General features: G+C 50.8%; 19 protein-coding genes. 13 read left to right on the top strand and 6 right to left on the bottom strand.

Annotation, left to right across the window (positions count from 1 at the left end; translation table 11 throughout):
* Window positions 1-84: 84 nt before the first annotated feature.
* From HOK28_00365 to HOK28_00355, 3 genes are read right to left on the bottom strand one after another with little or no spacing between them, the layout of a single operon-like run.
* Complete coding sequence (locus tag HOK28_00365) at window positions 85-417, bottom strand: hypothetical protein (protein ID MBT6431511.1); 333 nt, start codon at window positions 415-417, stop codon at window positions 85-87.
* A 50-nt stretch (window positions 418-467) separates the two neighbouring features.
* Complete coding sequence (locus tag HOK28_00360; protein ID MBT6431510.1) at window positions 468-1,136, bottom strand: DUF502 domain-containing protein; 669 nt, start codon at window positions 1,134-1,136, stop codon at window positions 468-470.
* 47 nt (window positions 1,137-1,183) lie between these two features.
* Window positions 1,184-2,674: an MBL fold metallo-hydrolase gene (locus HOK28_00355; protein MBT6431509.1), complete on the bottom strand. Its 1,491-nt coding sequence runs from the start codon at window positions 2,672-2,674 to the stop codon at window positions 1,184-1,186.
* Window positions 2,675-2,887: 213 nt separating this feature from the next.
* Here HOK28_00355 and HOK28_00350 point away from each other — a divergent pair, with 213 nt between their 5' ends.
* Both HOK28_00350 and HOK28_00345 read left to right on the top strand, forming a co-directional pair.
* The gene (locus HOK28_00350) at window positions 2,888-4,900 is read left to right on the top strand and encodes a (Fe-S)-binding protein (GenBank protein ID MBT6431508.1); all 2,013 of its coding nucleotides are present in this window, start codon (window positions 2,888-2,890) and stop codon (window positions 4,898-4,900) included.
* Window positions 4,901-5,026: 126 nt separating this feature from the next.
* Window positions 5,027-6,547, top strand: a complete 1,521-nt coding sequence (locus HOK28_00345; protein MBT6431507.1) for a YifB family Mg chelatase-like AAA ATPase — start codon at window positions 5,027-5,029, stop codon at window positions 6,545-6,547.
* Between the two features lie 11 nt (window positions 6,548-6,558).
* Here the strand turns inward: HOK28_00345 and HOK28_00340 are convergent, their stop codons facing one another.
* Complete coding sequence (locus HOK28_00340) at window positions 6,559-8,289, bottom strand: phospho-sugar mutase (GenBank protein MBT6431506.1); 1,731 nt, start codon at window positions 8,287-8,289, stop codon at window positions 6,559-6,561.
* 195 nt (window positions 8,290-8,484) lie between these two features.
* Here HOK28_00340 and HOK28_00335 point away from each other — a divergent pair, with 195 nt between their 5' ends.
* The 10 genes from HOK28_00335 (at window position 8,485) to HOK28_00290 (ending at window position 17,164) form a co-directional block, all read left to right on the top strand.
* On the top strand, window positions 8,485-8,988 hold the full coding sequence (locus tag HOK28_00335) for a hypothetical protein (protein ID MBT6431505.1): 504 nt from the start codon (window positions 8,485-8,487) through the stop codon (window positions 8,986-8,988).
* Window positions 8,985-10,175, top strand: a complete 1,191-nt coding sequence (locus HOK28_00330; protein ID MBT6431504.1) for a matrixin family metalloprotease — start codon at window positions 8,985-8,987, stop codon at window positions 10,173-10,175. The genes HOK28_00335 and HOK28_00330 overlap by 4 nt, the downstream gene beginning before the upstream one ends.
* A gap of 26 nt (window positions 10,176-10,201) precedes the next feature.
* A complete protein-coding gene (ccmA, locus tag HOK28_00325; GenBank protein MBT6431503.1) occupies window positions 10,202-10,852 on the top strand; it encodes a heme ABC exporter ATP-binding protein CcmA in 651 nt (216 codons plus the stop codon).
* Complete coding sequence (locus HOK28_00320) at window positions 10,852-11,595, top strand: transcriptional regulator (GenBank protein MBT6431502.1); 744 nt, start codon at window positions 10,852-10,854, stop codon at window positions 11,593-11,595. The genes ccmA and HOK28_00320 overlap by 1 nt, the downstream gene beginning before the upstream one ends.
* 2 nt (window positions 11,596-11,597) lie before the next feature.
* Complete coding sequence (gene ccsA / locus HOK28_00315; protein ID MBT6431501.1) at window positions 11,598-12,281, top strand: cytochrome c biogenesis protein CcsA; 684 nt, start codon at window positions 11,598-11,600, stop codon at window positions 12,279-12,281.
* Window positions 12,278-12,421: a hypothetical protein gene (locus HOK28_00310; GenBank protein ID MBT6431500.1), complete on the top strand. Its 144-nt coding sequence runs from the start codon at window positions 12,278-12,280 to the stop codon at window positions 12,419-12,421. Before ccsA ends, HOK28_00310 begins: the two co-directional genes overlap by 4 nt.
* Window positions 12,421-12,882, top strand: a complete 462-nt coding sequence (locus tag HOK28_00305) for a cytochrome c maturation protein CcmE (GenBank protein ID MBT6431499.1) — start codon at window positions 12,421-12,423, stop codon at window positions 12,880-12,882. Before HOK28_00310 ends, HOK28_00305 begins: the two co-directional genes overlap by 1 nt.
* Window positions 12,883-12,940: 58 nt before the next feature.
* Window positions 12,941-14,764 carry an ABC transporter permease gene (locus HOK28_00300; protein ID MBT6431498.1) on the top strand — a complete coding sequence of 608 codons (1,824 nt, stop codon included), beginning with the start codon at window positions 12,941-12,943 and terminating at the stop codon, window positions 14,762-14,764.
* Between the two features lie 60 nt (window positions 14,765-14,824).
* Window positions 14,825-16,126 (top strand): thymidine phosphorylase, encoded by a 1,302-nt coding sequence (locus HOK28_00295; protein ID MBT6431497.1) that lies wholly within the window; start codon window positions 14,825-14,827, stop codon window positions 16,124-16,126.
* A 165-nt stretch (window positions 16,127-16,291) separates the two neighbouring features.
* The gene (locus tag HOK28_00290; protein ID MBT6431496.1) at window positions 16,292-17,164 is read left to right on the top strand and encodes a hypothetical protein; all 873 of its coding nucleotides are present in this window, start codon (window positions 16,292-16,294) and stop codon (window positions 17,162-17,164) included.
* Here HOK28_00290 and HOK28_00285 read toward each other — a convergent pair.
* Window positions 17,161-18,957, bottom strand: a complete 1,797-nt coding sequence (locus HOK28_00285) for a NupC/NupG family nucleoside CNT transporter (GenBank protein ID MBT6431495.1) — start codon at window positions 18,955-18,957, stop codon at window positions 17,161-17,163. The genes HOK28_00290 and HOK28_00285 overlap by 4 nt on opposite strands.
* Before the next feature lie 125 nt (window positions 18,958-19,082).
* Here HOK28_00285 and HOK28_00280 point away from each other — a divergent pair, with 125 nt between their 5' ends.
* Entirely contained in the window at window positions 19,083-19,916 is an 834-nt protein-coding gene (locus HOK28_00280; protein ID MBT6431494.1) for a purine-nucleoside phosphorylase, read from the top strand.
* 3 nt (window positions 19,917-19,919) lie between these two features.
* On the opposite strand, the gene HOK28_00275 is transcribed toward HOK28_00280, so the two are convergent.
* On the bottom strand, window positions 19,920-21,365 hold a 1,446-nt coding region (locus HOK28_00275), incomplete at its 5' end, for a hypothetical protein (protein MBT6431493.1).

Here is a 21,365-nt window from a genome sequence, read left to right as displayed (position 1 = left end):
GCACATGGATAAGAACATCGTATCGTAAGTTTAAACGACTGGCGACGAACACTTATTCCATAAAAGGTGGGGAGCGAGGCGTATTTAGTCAACCACTTGGTCAATAAGGCTGTCTAAATCTTTACGGTCTTTATCGCTTATCTGCCCGTGAATATTGTCTTTTACCAGACTCTTAGCCACGCGAGCTTTTGCGTTTTCAACCATGTTGATCTCGTCTTTAAACAGGGCAGTAACTTGGTCACCAAATAGGTCAAGCTTGCCTTGCATGGTGGGCGAGCGCCAAACATCGACGAGATGCCCGCTGATTGATTTGCCGCCAATGGGAGCAAGAAAAAATCCATAGAGGCTGCCTAAGACAGCGGCTACGATTAGGCCTTGCTTCAGATACTCTTTAATTTGTTCTGTTTTATCCGACATAAGAGCACACCTACCATTGGTTGGTTTACACCGGCAAATAATCTGTCAATTTACGGTTCGGTAGGCTCAATAGCTGCTGGTTCAGCTATCTCAGGGGTTAAGATCCCCCCAGAAATGATCATCTTGAATGCGTCGTCGACGCTCATCGTAAGTACTTTGAGATCTTTGGTCGGTACAAATATGAGCCAGCCACTGGTTGGGTTGGGTGTTGTCGGGACGAAAACGCTCACGACGTTGTCCGGAGTTTCATTTTGAACTTCGCCGCGTGTCTCCCCGGTGAGAAGGCCCATCGTCCAAAGGCCCTCGCGCGGATATTGAAACAATACAACTTTACTAAAAGCTTTGTTTTTGTCGCCTGAAAAGGTTTGGAGAAATTGCCGGGTGGCTGAGTATATCCCACGCACCACAGGAATCTGCATCAAGAGCCGTTCTAATCCTGAAATCAGCTGGCGGCCCAAGACATTGCCGGCGAGTGTGCCCAGAAAGTAGATCACAAACCCTGAAAGAATCAGCCCAATGAGTGGGGCGATAAACTGCACCCAGGTTTGTTCAATGTGCAGAGCGCGAATTAAAGCTTGGATGGTTGGCGTGACGGCCCCAGTGACGGTTTCCAAGACGAGCCGAACCACCCAAATTGTGACAAGTACGGGGGTGAGTACAATCAATCCAGTTAGAAAGGTCCGCCGAAAGGTAGGCGATTTTTTCTTTTTATCAGGCATGTTCATTTATGAATGTAAGGTGGCTTGGCGCCCGCTGCAACTTCTCTTTAGGCAGGCACTTGAAAAGAGTCTTGGTTTTGAACAACGCGGCGTTCGCTCACGAGTTTTTCGAGATGGGCGCGAACATTGAGTTCGGCCAGCGGGTAAACGGCTTCGGGGATTTCAGTATAGACAATGGGAACAATTTGAGCCGGTGTCATTTCACCCTCAATGGCTTCAAAAATCATTTTCTCCCGCATCAGGCGGTGCTCAATGTAAAAGTTGATCTTGGCAACACTGGCCGCGATGGGGGGTCCGTGAGCTGGAAAAGTAAATCCCAGCGGCAGCTCCAGAAGTCCTCGCAACGAAGCGAAATAGTCAACCATGTTCCCTTCTGGCGGATTAATCACAACTGTACCCAGGCCTAAAATGAGATCACCGCTGATGAGGCTTCGACTGTTTTCTTCATAGAAACAAAAGTGGCCTCGTGCATGGCCCGGCGTATGAATGGCGCGCCAGCGAAAGTCTTTACCGTGCGAGTTTTTGAGAATGAGAAGCTCGTCGGCTTCAATATAACCGTCGACAGCAATATCGGGCGGTAGTGTTTCCTCGGTGAGGGGGTGGGCACGGACTGGAATATTGAAGGTTGAGCGAATCCGGTTGACCGCGCCAACGTGATCGCCGTGCTGATGTGTGAGCCAAATCTCTTTCACACAACCGCCCTGGGTTTCGAGGTAACGCAGATATTCGATGAGTTTGTCTTGTTCTTCAGCGATGGGGCTTGAAGGATCGATGATTACGATCTCGTCGGTGCCCAGCACATAAGTGTTGGTGTGAGTGGCTGGAGGCAGGGTAAATGTTTTCATCGGGATCACATGAATCCCCGTTAAGATCTCTCCTCCGGGTCTGCTGTAACGCCCTTCTTTGCGCTGACCCATGACCTCTTGAACCTTCATCAGCTCGCCTCTGTGTTCAACCAGCTCCCGCAGTGTCTCCAGGACCGGGTAGGTAATTTGGGCCTCACCTGCATTGTGTGCGCTGATCGCATCTTCTGGACTTAGCCACAGGCCATCGGTAAGTTCACCGGGGATAATACTGGCCTTCTGGCCTTCTGGGAGCATGGCTGCAAAGTAAATCGCGTCGTAGCGCACAGGCGTGTACGGCGGCGTGACCCAGCGGCCAACATCGATAAAATCTTTCGCATTTATGCTGAGCTTTGCTTTTTCGAGTAAATCTTTCCATTGATTGCCATCTTTGAGCAGCTTTTCCCTCATGGATGCCAAGTCTTCGGGGCTTGGGGATGGGCCGTGAGCGATCAACACGCCGGTTTCTTCCAGTAGCTCTCGGGCGGCGCAGCTGTACATGGCGCTTTGTTCAGGTTCTGCGCTGACCTTGATTTCATGGTCTATCGGATCCACCGTACCACCCGGGAAAACTTGAAAACCGCCCATAAATTGGAGACTTGTGGATCTTCGAACAAGATAAAACTCGGTTCCAGTGACACTTTTCGTGGAAGGACGCAGAAGGATAACGCAGGCGCTGAGGCGATGTGAGCTCATGGGTGCAAGCTGCGACTCTTGGCGGGCTTTGTCAATGATTTCGGTCTATAGGGATTCTGGAACTTAAATGTCTCGACCAAATGGTAGGGACTTGAAAATGTGCACGCGGTGCGTCATAACTTGTATTGTTCAAGTTCGTCACCTTTCGAGCCTTTGCCGGCGAGAGGTGTTACTAATGTATGGCTCAAGGCTCACAGTTGTTTGGAGGATAAAATGATCAGTGCCGTAGCAATGACCGTCATGTTGGTCGCCGCGCTGGGGTGTTTTTCGTGGCTCGTCATTCCCCGCTTTAAGCTCGTGTTTCGTGCACCGGGTGAAGGTAGAATCGATAACCCGGTTGAACGGGTGAAGAGTGTGTTGAAATTTGCAATCGGACAGTGGCGGATGCCGCGTGAGCCGATAGCGGGTGCAGCTCACATGATGATTTTCAGCGGCTTTATGGTTGTGGCACTTGGAACGGTTTTGCACATTGTCCATGCCTATGCTCCCGCAATGGTCGATGCGTTTTATCTCGAGACCACCGTCGGTAAATGCTACGCGTTTATCAAAGATATTTTCGAATACCTCGTGCTTCTGGGTGTGACCTACGGTTTGTGGCGTCGTTTGAAGCCGAAGGTAAGCCGTGTGGGTCGATCCGCTGAAGGTGTTTTTGTTCTGTGCATGATCTTCACACTGATGGTCACAGACTTTCTAAGCTTTGGCGCTCTTCTGATTGAGCATAATGTTCAAAACACCGCTTGGTACCCAGGCGCAGCTGTGGCCAAAATCATTTTGGAACCCATGGGTGACACAGCTCAAACGGTTGGTGCAGTCTCTTACTGGATTCACTGCTTCTGCGTTTTATTGTTCTTGAACTTTTTGCCTCTCGGCAAACACTTCCACGTTATCACCGGTATCCCGAACGTTTTCTTCCGTGATCTGAAGCCATACGGCCAAGTACCGAAGATGGTCATCGACTTGGAAGATGAAGATCCTAAGTTTGGAATGCGTTCGGCTGCCGACGTCGAATGGAAGATGATTACCGATGTTTATTCATGTACCGAGTGTGGTCGCTGTACCGTTTATTGCCCCACAGCTCTGACGGACAAACCTCTGACTCACCGCGGTCTGAACTTGGATATCAAAAAATCTCTTTATGAGAACAAAGAGATCTTACTCTCGGGCGACGATGAAAAAATTGCCGGCCTAGATGACCTCGTTGGCGGCAATATCGACCCGGAGACAGTTTGGGCGTGCACCACCTGTGGTAGCTGCGAACAAGAGTGCCCGGTCTTTATTGAGAACGTTGGCCGAATCATTCAAATGCGTCAGTACAAAGTGATGATGGAAGGCGATATCACGCCGGAACTTCAGCGTGCGTACCAAGGCATGGAAAACAACAACAACCCTTGGGGTGTTGGTTTTGACCAGCGTGATGCCTGGGCTGAAGGCCTCGATATCGTTCGCATGAGTGATTGGCTAAGCGATACCGAAGCATCCAAAGACAACCCGCCACTCTTGTATTGGGTGGGCTGCGCTGGCTCTTTTGATGACCGAACCAAGAAGGTTACCCTTGCCATGGTTCAGATTCTTAAAGCAGCCAATATTCCGTTTGCCATCTTGGGCAAGGAAGAAGGGTGCACCGGTGATGCTGCGCGAAGAACAGGCAATGAGTATTTGTTCCAGGCGCTGGCTGAGGCAAATGTTGAGATTCTCAACAACTACGGTGTGAAGAACATTCTCACCACATGCCCTCACTGTTTGCACACCATCAAGCGCGAGTACCCACAATTTGACGGGAATTTCGAAGTGATTCACCACACCGTGATGATCGATAACCTCATTCAGGAAGGTAAGCTGAAGCTTAAAGACTTGGGTGAAGGTACGGAAACCGTTGCGTTGCACGACTCATGTTATCTTGGCCGTTACCACGATATTTACGATGCACCTCGTAATATTGTTAATGCGGTTCCGGATGCTGAACTTGTTGAGCTTCCGCGCAATAAGTCTCGCTCTATTTGCTGTGGCGCCGGTGGTGGCCGCTTCTGGATGGAAGAGCATATTGGCGAACGTATCAACGTGCATCGTTCTAAAGAAATTGCGTCGATGGAGACTAAGAGCGTGGGCGCCAACTGCCCATTCTGTATCACTATGATTACCGATGGTATGAAGGATTCGGAAGTTAATCGAGATGATATCCCGGTCAAAGATTTGGCTGAGATTGTCGCATCTCGACTCGACGTTTAATCTTCTGTCTTAATTAGATTCAAAGCGGTGTCGCAGATTGAACTCTGCGACACCGCTTTTGTGTTTTCCCTAGAAAAATATCTGGCCCGGCTTTTGCTTTGATTTAGATAAAGCAAAGGAGCGGCTATGTTTGCACGTGCAAAATCGGGAACGGTGATTGGTGTAAAGGCCCACAGTGTTGTGGTCGAGGCACACCGAGGTAAAGGTCTTCCGGGGATGACTCTTATAGGCCTTGCTCGCGGCGCAGTCAGAGAGTCTGCTGTTCGGGTACGTTCAGCGATTATGGCGTCTGAAATCACCTTGGGCACGCAGCGCACAGTCGTTAATCTCCTACCTGCAGAGCTTCCGAAAGAGGCGAGTGCTCTAGACTTACCATTGGCAGTTGCCCTTTTAGCAGCCAGCGGCATTATCCCTGAGTCCTCGCTTGAAAACAGGCGATTTTTCGGTGAGCTCTCATTGGGAGGAGCCCTTGAACCGGTTCGTGGCGGCGTTTTGTTGGCCGACTTAACTCGCGAGCACGAAGAAGATGAGCTTATTTTACCATTGGCGTGTGCAAGTGAAGCTGCGGTTATTCCGGGGGTGCGCGTGCTGGGTGCATCGTCGCTTAAAGAGGTGGTCGACCATCTCTTAGGCTTGGTACCGCTTTCTAAAGCTTTAGCGCCTGCGCCGGTTCAATCACGCTCATCGAACTGCCTCTCCCAGGTGTGTGGCCAACCCAAGGCTCGCCGTGCATTGGAGATAGCTGCCGCGGGTGGACACAATTTACTGATGGTTGGGCCGCCTGGCAGCGGCAAGACTATGCTCGCCAGAAGTATCTCGGGCATACTCCCGCCCCTTGATCCTACAGAGCGAATTGAAGTGACCAGGATTCATTCTGCAGCCGGCCGTTCGGGGGAAAATTTTTTAGTGGGCGAAAGGCCCATGCGCTCGCCTCACCACACTGCAAGTGAAGTCGCTTTATGTGGTGGAGGATCGATGCCGAGGCCCGGGGAAGTGACCCTGGCTCATCGTGGAATTTTATTCTTGGATGAAATCCCTGAGTTTTCACGCCGAGCATTGGAGGCATTGAGAGAGCCACTGGAGGACGGGGTGATTCACATCGCGCGAGCAGCACTTAGTTTGGAATTTCCTGCCAATGTTCTTTTGGTTGCTGCGATGAATCCTTGCCCCTGCGGCTACCATCGAGGTTTGGCCAACTCTTCTGTAGCTCGGCCCACTAAAACTTGTATGTGCAGCTTTGAGCAAATCCAGCGTTATCGCGCAAAAATATCGGGCCCGCTGCTAGACCGCATCGATATGCATGTTTTGGTCGACGCCGTACCGTACCGTGCATTCGTGGAAAAAAAGAGTGCTGAATCTTCAGGAGAAGTTCGCAAACGGGTGGTCGCAGCGCGGGATTTACAACGGGCGCGAGGAGGTGAGGGCACCCTTAATGCAAACCTTAGCCAGCCTCTGCTTGATGAAGTTTCACCGGTTGATAACGAGATGCTCGCCGTGATTGAGCGGGCGATGGAGAAGCATGGATTATCCACACGCGCTGTGAACCGGCTGCGTAAGGTGGCTCGTACCATTGCAGATCTTGAGGGGAATTCACGGGTCTCAGCGACGCATTTGGAAGAAGCACTTTCGTTTAGGGTGCTCTCTTAAACTCTGTTCAATTACTGAGCGGCAAGCTCTTCTTGATGCTTCGCAATCAAATCAGCCAAACGTGCTTGCGCCTTTGTTTCAACAGCTTCGTATGCGGCGGTACCTTCAAAATCTTGGATGACTTCGTAGTAACATTTCACTTTAGGCTCAGTTCCTGAGGGCCGTACAATCACCCGAGAGTTGTCTTCTAGAATAAAGCTGAGCACATCGCTTTTAGGCAAATCGATGGCTTCCGATTGACCGGTTGCAGTATCAATCCGTGTCCCATTTTGAATATCCATAATGGACTGGATGTTGAGACCGGCAATTTGTGTGGGCATGTTGGCTCTGATTTTTTCGCCAATGCTTGGGCCTTGAGCATGTGGGTCTATCGCGAGACTTTTTTGCTCAGTTACAAAGAGACCATACTTTTGGTAGATGGCTTTGAGGAGCCCCAGTATGGTTTCCCCTTGTTCACGAAGACGTGCGGTTTGAAGTGCAAAGGCGATGATGGCCGAGACACCGTCTTTATCACGAACAACGTTGTGAACAGTGTAGCCGAGAGCCTCCTCGTACCCCATTAGGAAATCTTTACCGGCAGTGGTGGCAGCGATGGCTTTATTGGCAATCCATTTAAAGCCTGTAAGCGTTTCAAAATATTCCACACCGTGAGCCTCAGCGATCTTACTTAAGAGCCGGCTCGAAACGATGGTGGTACCCACGCACGAATTGGCTCGGCTGGATTCCGGAACGGCGTTGATGAGGTCAGAGCCAAGTACGACACCAATCTCATTGCCCGTGAGCATGGTGTAACTTCCTTGGTCGTTCGGCAGTGCTACTGCAAGACGGTCTGCGTCGGGGTCATTTGCAAATACCAAATCGGCTTTGACCTCGGCGGCAAGAGCTAGAGCCAAATCCATGGCACCATCTTCTTCTGGGTTTGGAAATCGGACCGTTGGGAAGTCGCCGTCAGGCTCACGTTGTTCTTTAACGGTATAAACGTTGCCAAAACCGGCGAGTTTGAGTGCGCGCTCGGTGGCCTCAGCGCCGACGCCATGAAGCGGCGTATAAACAATTTTAAGTCCGCTGATGCCCGGTGATCCTGGCCAAGCGTTGGCGGTGATAATTTCACGAAGGTATTGCTCCATCAAAAGTGGTCCGAAGTGATGAATCAAACCGGATTCTTTACCCTCAGGCACGGGAATGAACGGAATATCTTGTGTGGCGGCCTTATCGATTTCGGCGGCAATGCCTTGGTCATGGGGTGTGATGATCTGCGCGCCATTTCCCCAGTAGACTTTGTAGCCATTGTACTCTGGCGGGTTGTGACTTGCAGTGACCATGATGCCAGCGGCGGCCCCAAAATAACGAACCGCATAAGCAGCCACAGGAGTGGGGATCGTTTGAGTGGACAAATGAACTTTAAATCCAAACGCAGCAAGGACGGAGGCGGCATCTTGGGCAAAAGTATAAGAGCCATGTCGGCCGTCGTATGCGACGACAACACCACGCTCGCTACATCCGGGCACCGATTTGAGCAGGTAACTGGCCAGCCCCGCGGTGGTTTCGCGGACCACGAGTTGATTCATGCGCGATTGTCCGGCTCCTAGAACGCCTCGTAAACCCGCCGTTCCAAAGGCCAACCGGCCATTGAATCTGCGTTGAAGCTCCGCTTGGTCATCATTTTTTAAGAGTTCTTCGAGTTCTTGACGGGTTTTTGGGTCAGGATCTCTGGCAATCCACGCTTTAACTTGCTGATTCATGGAAACTCCCTCTTTAAAAGTCACTTTTTTGCCTTCACGTCTTAGCGCGAGATGAGTCTTCGTGGCAAACTAATGAGGCCCATGCATAAACCGGTTAATGGCCCATCCGCTTAATGGTAATGTAGGGGGAGGATGTCCGGGTTTAGATATTTAAGGGTGCTAGTAGCCACCCTCACTTTTTTGAGTGTTTTTCAGTTGCAGACCGCAAACGGTGCCGTCGTGCGCCGCGCCGAACTGCCTGAGCTCGTCGATCTCTCGGATATCGTGGTTCACGGGATTGTATCGCAAACCTTCACGCCCAATCAGAAAGCTTTTTTTACAGGAATTGAGCTCGAGGTTTCCACCGCGCTGAAGGGGGTCGCCCCAGGAACCGATGGCCTCTCTATTGAATTGCCCGGTGGTCAAAGCGGAAATTTTTATCAAAATATCTCGGGCATGCCTCATCTTAAGCCCGGCGATGAAGTCGTGATTTTCTTAGAACGAACAAGCCGCGGCCATTACGTTTTTACCGGTTTAAGCCAGGGCGTTTATTATGTTTTACGAGGTGGCATCCGCACTCTTGCGATTCGTGACTTAGGCCCATTGCTATTGATAGGGCCGGGCGAAGAGCACATCCACGGCGAGGATGTTCCGGATAAAGTGTTGGACCTAGACAATCTCATCAAGCGTATTCGGCAACTCGTGGGGATAGCGCCATGAGATTTTTACTGGCGACTCTATGCTTGTTTTATAGCGCAACGGCTTGGCCATTTTCCATCAGCCTCCAGCAAGGTGATGAGATTCGCTGGGCCAATGCGAGCATCGAGTACGAGTTGCAGGAAGACGGCTCCGATGATCTCGAAGATGGTTCAGATTTAGGCGCGATTCGTTCGGCCGTGAAGAGCTGGAACAACGTAGCCTGCTCCTCGCTAGAGCTTATCGAAACTGGAACAGGCCAAGGTACGGATACCATTGCAATCACGGGCGAGCTTGATGGCATCAACCGATTAACCTGGGTTGAAGATGAGCGATGGCCCTATGGCAGTTTGGTTTTAGGTGCCGCGACGCCCATTTATGATGCCGACGGACTGATTGTAGAGGCCGATATTACTCTCAATGGTTATTCAGCCTCTTGGTCGACGACAGGAGAGGCGAATAAAGGCGATATTGAAAGCGTGGTGGTTCACGAGCTTGGTCATGTTTTCGGGCTGCAGCATGTGCTTGGCGGACATAATTTGGGTTCACCTCCAAGCATGAGCGCCATTATGGATCCTGATTTACGAGGCCGCGACCTAGAAGACGATGATGCCCTGGGTGCTTGCTACCTTTACCCCGCTGAGGATTACCGCTGTTTGGATGGTTGTGATTGCCCCAGAATCTTGGAGCGTAACCTCTTAGGGCAAGAGCGCTACATCGGGCAGCTCAATTGTATCGATGGTGCCTGCAATGGATTGGGTGAGGTGATTTTGGGCCAAGTCGTTTTGGGCGGCTCCTGTGCCTTTGAGGATGAGTGTGCGGACGGGTTGTTTTGTGGACCTACTGGTTTTGGCGCTTACTGCAGCAAAGCTTGTGACTTGAATGCCCCATGCCCCGAAGGTTTTGAATGCTGGTATTGGGAAGGAATTGAAGCCAATGGCGGCGCCTGCATGCCTTTGGAACTCAATGAAAACAGCGCCTCCAATGCGGGTGCTTGTTTGGCAAAGCCGGTGAGCACTGCGCCCTGCTGGTGTGACCAAGACGACCAATGCGATGCCAGTTGTGAGTGTGATGTGGATTGTTCGGGCGGCTGCACTTGCTCCGCCAATAATGGCTCTTCGGCTATGCTCTGGCTTTTGCCGATCTTTTGGATTTCTCGCCGCTTTTACCGGCGATTTCGGGGATTTCAGTCCTCGATGCGTTGCAGCTGACCCTTCAATATGACAGAAGCCCGGTAGTGAATGCGATTGCTCTAGAGGACCTTTCGGTCCGACTTGGTAAACGATGGGTGCTTGCTCGATTGGCGGCAGAGCTTCCGGCGGGGAGATCCATCCTCATTACCGGCGATAACGGGGCTGGAAAAACCACCTTGTTACGGGTTATGGCCACAGCAATACGGCCAACCCGCGGAAAACTTAAGGTTTTCGGTCTCGACTCCAAACAAGATACGGCTCAGATTCGACGCTTGGTGGGTTTGATGAGTCACGGCTCCCACCTTTATGATGACTTAACCGCTCGGCAGAACTTAGAGCTCGTTGCGAGACTTTCTGGCATTTCTGTGGACGGTATCGATCAGATTTTAGAGCAAGTCCGGTTGAATGAAGATGCCGACCGTATGGCGGGTAATTTTTCCGCGGGTATGAAGCGGCGATTGATTATTGGCCGCCTCCTATTGCGCAAGCCGCGCCTGGTTTTACTCGACGAGCCATTTGGCCAGCTCGATGTGGCAGGTGTGGATTTGATGACGAGTCTTGTGAAAACTTTTCAAGATGACGGAGCCACGGTGGTGATTGCCACACATATGCATCAGCTGGGGCGTTCCCTTTGCGACTTACATTTTGAAATGTCCGGTGGGCAATTCAAGCAGGTTGAAGAGGTGGCAGCGTAATGGCTCAAGAATCTTCACCGGCAGCGGCAAGCTCTGCCCTGGTTCCCACTTCTCCGGTGCGAGAACCGTCATTTCTTGGAACAGTCTACACCATTGCCCGCAAAGATATTTTAATTGAATGGCGCGGCCGGGGGCGCATCAACGCAACTTTGTTTTTCGCGATTCTTACGCTTTTGCTTTTTTCGTTTGCCATGGGGCCAGAGTCTAAGCTTCTTACTCGCGTGGCGGGTGGTTTTTTCTGGTTGGCGCTTTTACTTTCGAGTGTCATGAGTTTGTCTGAGTCGATGCGTATTGAACGAGATAATTTTGCTCTCGAAGGTGTGCGGTTGATCCCAGTTTCGCCTGCGGCTTTCTTTCTAGGGAAGGCGACCGTTAACAGTTTGTATCTTTGGATTTTATCGTTGGTGCTGATGCCAATGGTGGGTGCGGTTTACGGTATTTCTTTCAAGCTTGGAATCATGCCGTTGCTGGGCATTTTAGCGCTAGGCTCCGCCGCGATCAGTGCACCAGGCACGCTCTATGCAGCGATGGCAGTGCAGGCTCGAGCACGAGACGCTCTCTTGCCGCTCTTACTTTTTCCGATTGTTGTACCGGCCTTATTGGGCTCCGTTAAAGCAACCACTCTGGTGATTGAAGGTGACCCTATGGGTCAGCTCTCTGGCTGGGTTACTCTTTTAGTGGTCTTCGTGGTGGCTTACTGGGTTTTATGCACGTTGCTCTTTGGCCGAGTTGTTGAGGAATAGAAATGATTAAGCGTATTGATATTGGTTTTTTTGCACTGGGCTTGGGCCTTTTGATTTGGGGGCACTATTGGGGTTTGGTTGTGGCTCCCCCTGAGCGTGAAATGGGCGAAGTGTACCGGATTATTTTCGTACATGTACCCTCCGCTTGGATGGCGCTCTTGGCGTTCACGGCAACTTTGATCGCAAGCTTAATCTACCTATTCAATGGAAGCATGAAGGCGGATGCTACAGCTGAGGCAAGCGCTGAGGTGGGTGTCTTTTTCAATGTGCTTACACTCATCACCGGAGCCATCTGGGGCAAGCCTACCTGGGGCGTTTATTGGACCTGGGATCCGCGTTTAACAACTGCCGCGATTATGTGCATTGCCTTTGCTGGTTATTTGGCGCTGCGCCGTTTTGTGATTGAACCTGAACGCCGTGCCAGTTGGTCTGCAATTGTCGCGATCATCATCTATGCGGATATCCCGCTGGTTTGGTTCAGTGTTAAATGGTGGAACAGCCTTCATCAGCTGCAAAGTTCTCCGCAAACCGTCTCACCAGATATGTATTTGCCGCTACGCGTTTCTGCTTTTGCATTCTTATTCTTAATGATTGCTTTTATCCGTGGTCGTTACCACATTGCTCGTGTGATTCAGCGCAGCGAGTTAAGTGAACCACCCGGACCAGCACCAGGGAGTGTGACATGATTCAAGGTGGTGAAGAGTTTATTTGGGCAGCCTATGGCATCAGCTGGGCTGCACTTGTTTTGTATTCTTGGAGTATTGTGAAGCGTCTTAAGGCCGCCGAACAAGAAGACCAAGCACTCTCGTCGCAAGAGGAGAAATGATGAAGCCTCAAGTTAAGAATCAGCTGGCAGCTCTTGTTGCCCTCGGTGTTGCCGGTAGCTTTGTAGCGTACATGGCCTTTGGAGATATTGGTGAGAACCTGGTCTATTTTTGGGATGTCGATCAGCTCCTTGAAAAGGGCGATAAGGCTCTTGGCGCAACCGTTCGTTTGGGCGGTGTTGTTCAGCCAGGCACCATGAATTGGGACGCTGAAGCCATCGACCTTAAGTTTCATATTTCCATGACACCTGAAGCAAGCGATCCTGTGAATGTTGCGGTTCAAGCTAAAGATGCACCGCCGCAAATGTTTCGAGAAGGCATTGGTGTGGTTGTAGAAGGCTCTTACGATGGCAAAGTGTTTAATGCCGACAGAGTCATCGTTAAGCACTCCAACGAATACCAGCCTCCAGTAGATGGCGAAAAGCCAGAACAGCTCTACCAAACTTTAATGGACGAGAGTTGACCTCGATTCAATGGATTCAAAAGAAGTGACTTTAGAAAAGCCCGCAAAGACGAGCTCCATGTTTGAATGGGCCTTGGCGCAAATGGTTCGCGCTCTGGGCGTACTTTTCTATGCGCTTGGCTTTGGCCTTTTGATTTCAATCTTCCGCAAGCAGTTTCACTACAAGAGTCTTTTGGTCTGTGTGGTGGTCTATCTCGCAGGGCTCTGGGCGGTGACCGAGCTATTTATCGACACACGGGGCATGGCATCCCACGTAAACGCTTTAGGCTTATGGAGCGGTACACTGGTGGTTGCAGCTTTGGGCGGTTTTTTGGCCGGCCGCGTTGGCTCGCGTGTTGCGGTTTGGGAAACCTACGTCGGTATTATTTTCGTGACGGCCTTGGTGTGGATTGAACTTTCGATTGGCGTCAGCGGTTTTTTGGGATTGTCCGAACGCAGTGATGTTGAGTTTGGAATGTTTGGAACTCTCACCCCAGGTATTCGGCTTCTAGGTAGTATGTGGGACCGGCTGGTTCTCATGGATGCAATCGGTGCTTGGATAGCATCTATTTTTGGTGGTTCCTTCGCGGTTTTATTAGGCGCTGCCGGTAATATTTTCGACCTTCGATTTGAGGTGGAGTGGATGCTTAGCCGTCGGCACCTCTCTGGCCGAAAAGGTATGTTGTCCGTTACTGCTGTCGTCGCCATGACTGGTATCGCGCTTGGGGTTGCAGCCTTGATTGCCGTCACCAGCGTCATGAGTGGTTATCAACAAGATATCCAGGACAAGATTCTATCGACCAATGCCCACTTGGTTATCCAGAAGTACGGGATAGATTTCACCGAGTATGAAAAAATCATCGAAAGCGGTCTGTCTGTGGAGGGCGTCAATAGAGCAGCACCTTTTACGTTTACTGAGGCAATGGTGAGCACCGGAGCCAAAGGTTTGGGTATCTTGGTTAAAGGCATAGACCCAGCCCGTTCAGGCAAAGTTACGGATATTGAGAACAACCTTTGTAAGTCTGTAAACGGCGAAGGCCGTTGTGTTCGTTATGCTCCGGGGAATCTTCCCGAGGGAGCTTTGGTAGAGCTTTTGACAGAGACCGATGGCCTTGCCCAGGTCGTGGTGGGCTTAGAGCTCTTTCGTAAGCTTGGCCAGCCACTTGGCTCAATCGTCAGCGTGACAACACCGGTGGGTATTGCAGGGGCACGAGGCAATGCGCCTAGGCGTCTTCATTTTAGACTCGGCGGCGTTTTTGAGTCTGGAATGTATGAGTTCGATTCCCGTCTTTTGTTTGCGGCGCTCGAGTCAGGGCAAGAACTGATGGGTTACGGCAAAGCGGTAAGTGGTGTTGAATTTCGAGTAGATGATCCGTCGAGTGTAGAAAAGCTATCGAGCCAAGTCCTGGCCACTGTGGGAAATTATCCTTACCGCAGTACCGACTGGCGCCAGCTTAACTCCGGCATCTTCACAGCGCTTAAGCTTCAAAAAATCGTGATGTTTTTGGTGCTGACCTTCATCGTCATTGTGGCTGCGTTCAATATCGCAAGTACACTCTTTATGGCGGTGGTAGAGCGCTCACACGAGATTGGGGTTCTTAAATCGATGGGACTTCGCGATGCAAGCATCATGAAGATTTTCGTCATGGAAGGCTGGATTGTGGGGTTGTTAGGCACAGCCATAGGTGTGGCGTTGGGTCTCGCGATCTGTTTTGTTCTCGGCAATCTTGATATCGGCATTGCTGCTGACGTCTACATGGTTGGTGCGATGCGAGTGCAGGTAAATACTGCAGAGGTTCTTGTCGTTGTTTTTGCATCGCTTGTAATCAGTCATCTGGCCACAATCTTTCCAGCGCTTAAAGCCGCCAATAAGCATCCAGTGGATGCTATTCGTTACGACTGAAGTCATTTTAAATATTTATGTGTCGGGCGGCTGCATCATGCCGCTCCAAGGGAGTTATTCGTGCAAGTAGTAGAATTCATTCGTTCGGTGCGTGACGGGGAAACGCTTCGTACTGAGGATATTCAAGAATTTATTGGGCAAATTGCCAGTGGTGAATTACCTGATTATCAAGCTACAGCTTACCTTATGGCGGTTTACCATCGAGGTCTCAGCGATGAAGCCACTGTGGCTACCACCCTTGCGATGCGAGATTCTGGTGAGGTGATCGACCTCTCTCACATTCAAAAAGTTAAGGTTGATAAGCATTCCACCGGCGGCGTTGGTGATAAAATCTCGATTCCATTGGCGCCATTGGTTGCGGCGTGCGGCGTACCTGTCCCCATGATCAGTGGGCGTGGATTAGGGCACACCGGTGGCACTCTGGATAAGCTCGAATCTATTCCTGGATTTCAAGTAGGACTTTCTCAAGAACGATTTTGCGAATTGGTGGAAGAGCTTAATATTTGTTTGATTGGTGCCACGGCTAAAGTGGCGCCGGCAGATCGTAAGTTGTACGCACTGCGAGATGTTACGGCGACTGTTGACTCGATTCCCCTGATCACAGCCTCCATCTTGTCCAAGAAACTTTCAGAAGGAATCGATGCTTTGGTACTCGATGTCAAAGTGGGACGCGGGGCGTTTATGAAAGATGAACCTTCCGCACGAAAGTTGGCAGAGAGCTTGGTTCGCGTGGGCACCGGGGCAGGTCTTGATGTGAAGGCTTATTTAACTCACATGGACCATCCTTTAGGCACGACCATCGGTAACGCTCTCGAAATTCGGGAGTCTATTGAGATTCTTCGTGGCGAGGGCCCTGCAGACAGTACGGAACTAACATTGGCGCTCGGTGCTGAAATGCTGGTTTTGGGTAAAGTTGCGGGAAGCATTGATGAAGCACGTGGTAAACTTAGTGAGGTGATTTCGTCGGGTGCGGGTTTGTCTTTATTTGGTAAAGTAATTGAGGCCCAAGGTGGGGACGCAAGTGTCCTTGATGACCTCTCTAAACTGCCGACTGCTCCGCAAACCACAGAAGTCTGTGCACCACGTTCCGGCGTCGTTTCACACATGGATGCTTTAGGTCTTGGTGTGGCTGCGATGAAACTCGGTGCAGGGCGAGCCAAAGCCGAAGATGTGGTTGATCCCGCAGTAGGATTGGAGCTTTTGGTCAAACCTGGGGCTAAAATCGAGAAAAATCAGCCTATGGTGAGAATTCATCACCGCGATGATGCGGCGGCCTGCCGTGCCGATGTCCTAGAAAACGTCGTAATATCAGATGATTATGAGGCACCTGCGTCGATTGTCATCGATGTGATCGGCTCTTGATCTCCAAATTCGTAAAAAAATTAAAATAGGCCTTAAGTTTTGTCCAAAGCCGTCGATGTCCTAGCGATATGAGCTTTGTAAAGCAAAATACCGGTTTTGAACCTTCAGAGCGTTTGTCCTTCGGGGCCAACGGCGAGGGGCAAAACGATCTAGAAAGGCCAGGTCATGGAAATCCTACCTATAGGCCAGCAGTCAGTGCTGGTCGAAAGCGGGCAGAAAGTGAGTGCTCCCCAAGTGCGCTCACCGGAAACCGTTTCGAAAGGAGTTGGCGAGAAATCTGATCGCTCTTCGATCTCAAGCGAGGCACAGAACCTGAACCAGTCAGGTGAGACAGTAAAGCAGGCCGCGGCTGAGAAGGTGGCTGAGAGAGACGCCCAAGAGATTGAAAAAGCATCGGTGACTTACGCCAACGAGCAAGTTCAGGCTGAAACAATTTCTCCAATGCTTGGAGAAATGACGCTTGAGCAAGCCAATGAACTCAAACGCATGCAGAGTCAGGCCGATAAGGTTGTGTCTCACGAGGGTGCTCACGCAATGGTTGGCGGCACACTCATGCTTGGCGGTCCCGTGTACCAATACGAATTGGGGCCCGATGGTGAGGTTTATGAAACAGCAGGACAAAGTCGAATTGACATGAGTCCGATCGCTGGTAACCCTCAGGGAACCATTTTCAAAATGCAACATGTCAAAAGAGCGGCCATGGCGCCCCTCAACCCGTCAGGTGCAGACCGAGTGGTTGCGTCTCAGGCAGACCAAATTGAGAACCAAGCCCGTAAGCACCTACAAAATGTTGCTGAAAAAGTTGTAGAGCAAAACCTCATCGGTGTTGGCGGCGAGTCAGCTTCGGCGGTGCAAGACCAGGCCAACGCTGAGTGGCGGGCGAAACGTGTAGAGGCTCGTAAACGTTATGATTACATGGGAGACGGTGTTCCGTCCGAGGCGCAGCGTGAGGGTGCTATGAAGGGCTATGCCCGAGTGAACCCAGTGGGACGTCCGGCGGAGCTAACTGAGCAAGGTCTTAAAAAGGTAAAGGCCTAGAGAAGAAGCCCAGCAACACAGGCCGTAAGCCATGATGCCATGGCGCCGCCAGCCATGGCTTTGAGACCGATCATGGCAAGCTCTGAGCGCCGCTCTGGTGCGATGCTGCTGATGCCACCGATTTGAATCCCGATGGAAGAAAAGTTGGCGAAGCCGCAAAGCGCGTAGGTTGCAATGGTGGTGGAACGCGGGCTCATGGTTGCACTGGCGGCTCCCAAATCTACAAAAGCTACGAATTCATTGATTGCGATTTTAGTTCCTAAAAGTTGTCCAAAAGTCATTAAGTCAGGGATGTCTACGCCCATGCACCACGACAAGGGATAAAAGAGCAATCCAAAGACGTAGCTTAAAGATAATGCTTCGAATCCCAGTAAGCTTCCTACTCCTCCGAGCATCCAATCAAGCATGGCGACCAGAGAGATAAAGGCGAGGAGCATAGCACCGACGTTGAGAGCCAGTTTAAGACCGTCAGAAGCACCGGTAGTCGCGGCATCCAGAATATTTTTCGTTTCAGCTTGGGGCGTTTCGAGGTTACCTGCCTGCGTTTTTGAGAGTTCAGTTTCAGGATAGAGAATTTTTGCAACGACGAGCGCTGCAGGGGCACTCATCACACTTGCGGCCAATAGGTGTCCTGGGTCAATTCCAAAGCGAGCATAGGCGGCCAACACGCCTCCTGCCACCGTAGCAAAGCCTCCAACCATGACTGCCATCAGCTCACTGACCGTCATGCCACCAACGTAAGGTTTGATAAGGAGCGGGGCTTCGGTTTGTCCTACAAAGATATTCCCTGCAGCCGATAAGCTTTCTGATCCACTTGTTCCCATGGTTTTACTCATCAACCAAGCGATGGATTGGACAATCTTTTGAATGAGCCCGAGGTGGTAGAGCACCGCCATGAGTGTTCCGAAAAAAATCACCGTGGGGAGAATATGAAATGCGAAGATGACACCAAAGCTTTGGAGGTCTCCGGTGGAACCATCAACATATTGAACGGGACCGGCTCCCCCTGATGCAGCAATACCATTGTAGAGATTACCAAAGAGAAAACTCGAGCCGGCATCGGTGAACGAGAGAATTTTCTCAATCCCCGTTCGGGCGGCATCAAATGCAAGTCTTCCTGGAGGACTCCACAGAATAATGAAAGCGAATAAAAACTGAAGTCCAATTCCCCAAAATACGATGCGGTAGCGGATGGCTTTTCTATTGGACGAGAGTAAATAGGCGATCCCTAAGAATACGAGAATTCCTAAAAAGCTACGGTATCGTCCATAGCCATCGTCTACCTGCGCCTCCTTTTTCAGAGGTGCGATTTCCTGGTTTAGTGCTGGAATATCCGAGTGGTTCGGAGAGATGACTTTTAACTCATTCAATGTTGCGAGAGCTTGAGCGTTGTTGCCGTGAGCTTGATACGACCGCACGAGGCCTACCAGGGCGCCCGCTAAGTGTCCGGGTTGTTGAGCGTCGATCAGAACTCTACGAAGCAGCTGATGGATGCTGAGGTCGCCGGAGGTGCTTTGCTTGAGGAGTCCTCTTAGGATTGCGGATGCTCGGGCATGGTCTCCGAGTTTGTGAAGAATTTTGGCACTGGCCAGAGCTTCGCCCCGAGACTGGTCCTTGAGAATTTCTACCTCAGAAAAGGGATCTGCCGGTTGGACGACTGGTTCAGGTAGAATTTGCTCGCTCTCTCTTGGAGGAACGGGAGTCCCATTTTGCGCGTTGGCCGGGGTAAGACCTAATCCAATCGCAAAGATGCAAATGGAGCGAAGCAGTATTGTTTTCGTGAAATTACTCATGTGCCCCCTTAACATTTTCATTAGAGGCAAGAAATACGAATTTGGTTTCGACCAAAGATGCTCAAAATCCAATATTATGGGGCCGGGGGTTGGCTTTTTATCCCGTGAGAGCATATCTGTCTGGGATGTCTGAAGATTTAGAGTATTTTGAAAAAATTGAAGAAGCCGCCAATTTTATCCGTTCGAAGGTAAATATCACGGGTTCATTGGGAATGGTTCTGGGGTCAGGTTTAGGCGGTTTTGCCGAGGGCCTCGATAACGTAACCTCGATTGCTTACGGCGATATTCCTTCCTTTCCAGTAAGCAGTGTGAGCGGCCACGCCGGAAAGCTTGTGGTTGGTAGCATCGGCGGCGAGGAAGTCGTGGTGATGCAGGGCCGTGTGCATTATTACGAAGGTTACTCGATGAAAGAAGTGACCTTCCCGGTTCGAGTTTTAGCGCACCTTGGGATCAAGACACTCTTGTTGACCAATGCAGCAGGAACAGTGAACGAAGGTTTTAAGCCGGGCGACGTGATGGTCATCTCTGATCACCTAAACCTTACTGGCGATAACCCTTTGATGGGACCGAACGACGATAGGCTTGGTGTGCGCTTTCCAGATATGTCTGAAATCTACGACCGTGAAATCGGTAAAACGATGCAGAAAGTTGCTGGAGACACTGGCTTTGAACTTTGCGAAGGCATCTACGCGGGCTTGTCTGGACCGAGTTATGAAACTCCTGCCGAGATCCGCATGCTACGTGTTTTAGGAGCCGATGCGGTTGGGATGTCCACGGTTGCAGAAGCAATTGTTGCAAAGCATGGCGGCTTGCGTGTGTTTGGTCTGAGTGTGATCACCAACTATGCAGCAGGTATGTCATCCACGCCGCTGGACCACCAGGAAGTAAAAGATACTGGAGAGATGGTTAAAGAGCGTTTAACTTCGTTCTTAAAGTCGTTGATTGCTGAACTTGCCTAATTTTTAGATTGAGAAATCAACTTCTTGCTGCTCTTGGAGCCAGCTGCTCCATCTTGCAGCCACCTTCTTTTTATCGCCTGTTCCCATTTGGGGCTGGTAACCCATGCTGAGACCACTGCTTAATTCAAGCTCGGTATTGCAAACATTTTGTATTGCCGGATTTTTATGAAGAAGTCCTTGGCAGAGCCATTGGCCTCTATCGCCTTGCTGATTGTCGGCCCACCAGCTTTGCCACGCTTCAGTGTCTATCCCGAATTCTTGTCCGCAAATTACAGCCAGAGCACTGACTGCGGTTGAAACAAGTTCTCGACCCATCCCACTATTTAGGAATGAGATTAAAACAGGAACGGCTCGTCTTTCTCGAAGCTGGCCAAAAATCTGAACCACAGAAACGCGTGTTTCCAGAACCGGTACTTTGAGTTGCCGCATGAGACCCTGGAGTACCTGCGTGTACTGAGCTGATGCTTTATGTCGCCGCATGGTTTCGGCGGCCATGATACGAATAGCGGGCTGTGTGTCGTAGAGTCTCCGAGCGATGACATCAAGGTGTCCGGCGCTGGCATGGTGATGCATGAGGTAAAGAGCGAAGAATCGCGCGCGTGGGTTTGAACTCTGTAAGTGCGAGATAACAACATCGATGCCATCTAAGCCGCGTTTATCGAGATATGCTAAGAGCCCGTTGCAGTCTTTAAGTGGCGGCGCGGCAAAGCCAGCGGTGAATGGGTCGAAGCCAATGGGTCCAGGGAAGCGATTGCGGATAATGATATCAGCTTGGTCCCCAAGTTCGAGCAGGGCGGCCATGGCAGCATCACGTTCGTCTAGCTCTTCAGATTCAAGCATCGTAACGAGTGCTTCACGTTTGGCTTGTTCGGCGTCCGGGTCAACTTCAGGGGCTGGGGTTGAAGGTTCCATATCTTCAACACTTTGTTGCAGTAACTCTTCAACAATGGGCGGAGCCATCACCAATGTGGGTTCTTGAATCGTTGACGATTCGCTGGTTGATTCCTCGTTTTCCCATCCGGTAGGTGGGTGTTCTTGCGAACTCTCAATCACAAAGGAACCGGTTGGTGAGGGTGTCTCAGGATCAAGGGTAACCTGCTCGGCGTCGTGGTGCGGCGGGTTTGAGCTCGGGGTGGGAGAGTTTAGCTCGTTTTCTAACTCAGCTTGAACGCTTTCCACCTCTTGGGTTGCAGTAACGACACTGGACCAGCTTTCAAGCTCTGGGCTGGTTTGTATCTCAGCATCTGGCTGGGCTTGAGCTTGTTCTTCTTCCGGTTCAGGAAGGGTCTCTTGAGCTTGTTCTTCTTCCGGCTCAGGAAGCGTCTCTGGAGTTTGTTCTTCTTCCGGTTCAGGAAGCGTCTCTGGAGTTTGTTCTTCTTCCGGTTCAGGAAGCGTCTCTGGAGTTTGTTCTTCTTCCGGTTCAGGAAGCGTCTCTGGAGTTTGTTCTTC

Source organism: Deltaproteobacteria bacterium (assembly GCA_018668695.1).
Lineage (GTDB): Bacteria > Myxococcota > XYA12-FULL-58-9 > XYA12-FULL-58-9 > JABJBS01 > JABJBS01.
Note: the sequence above shows the minus strand (reverse complement) of the source record. Positions and strands in the feature narration are given on the sequence as shown.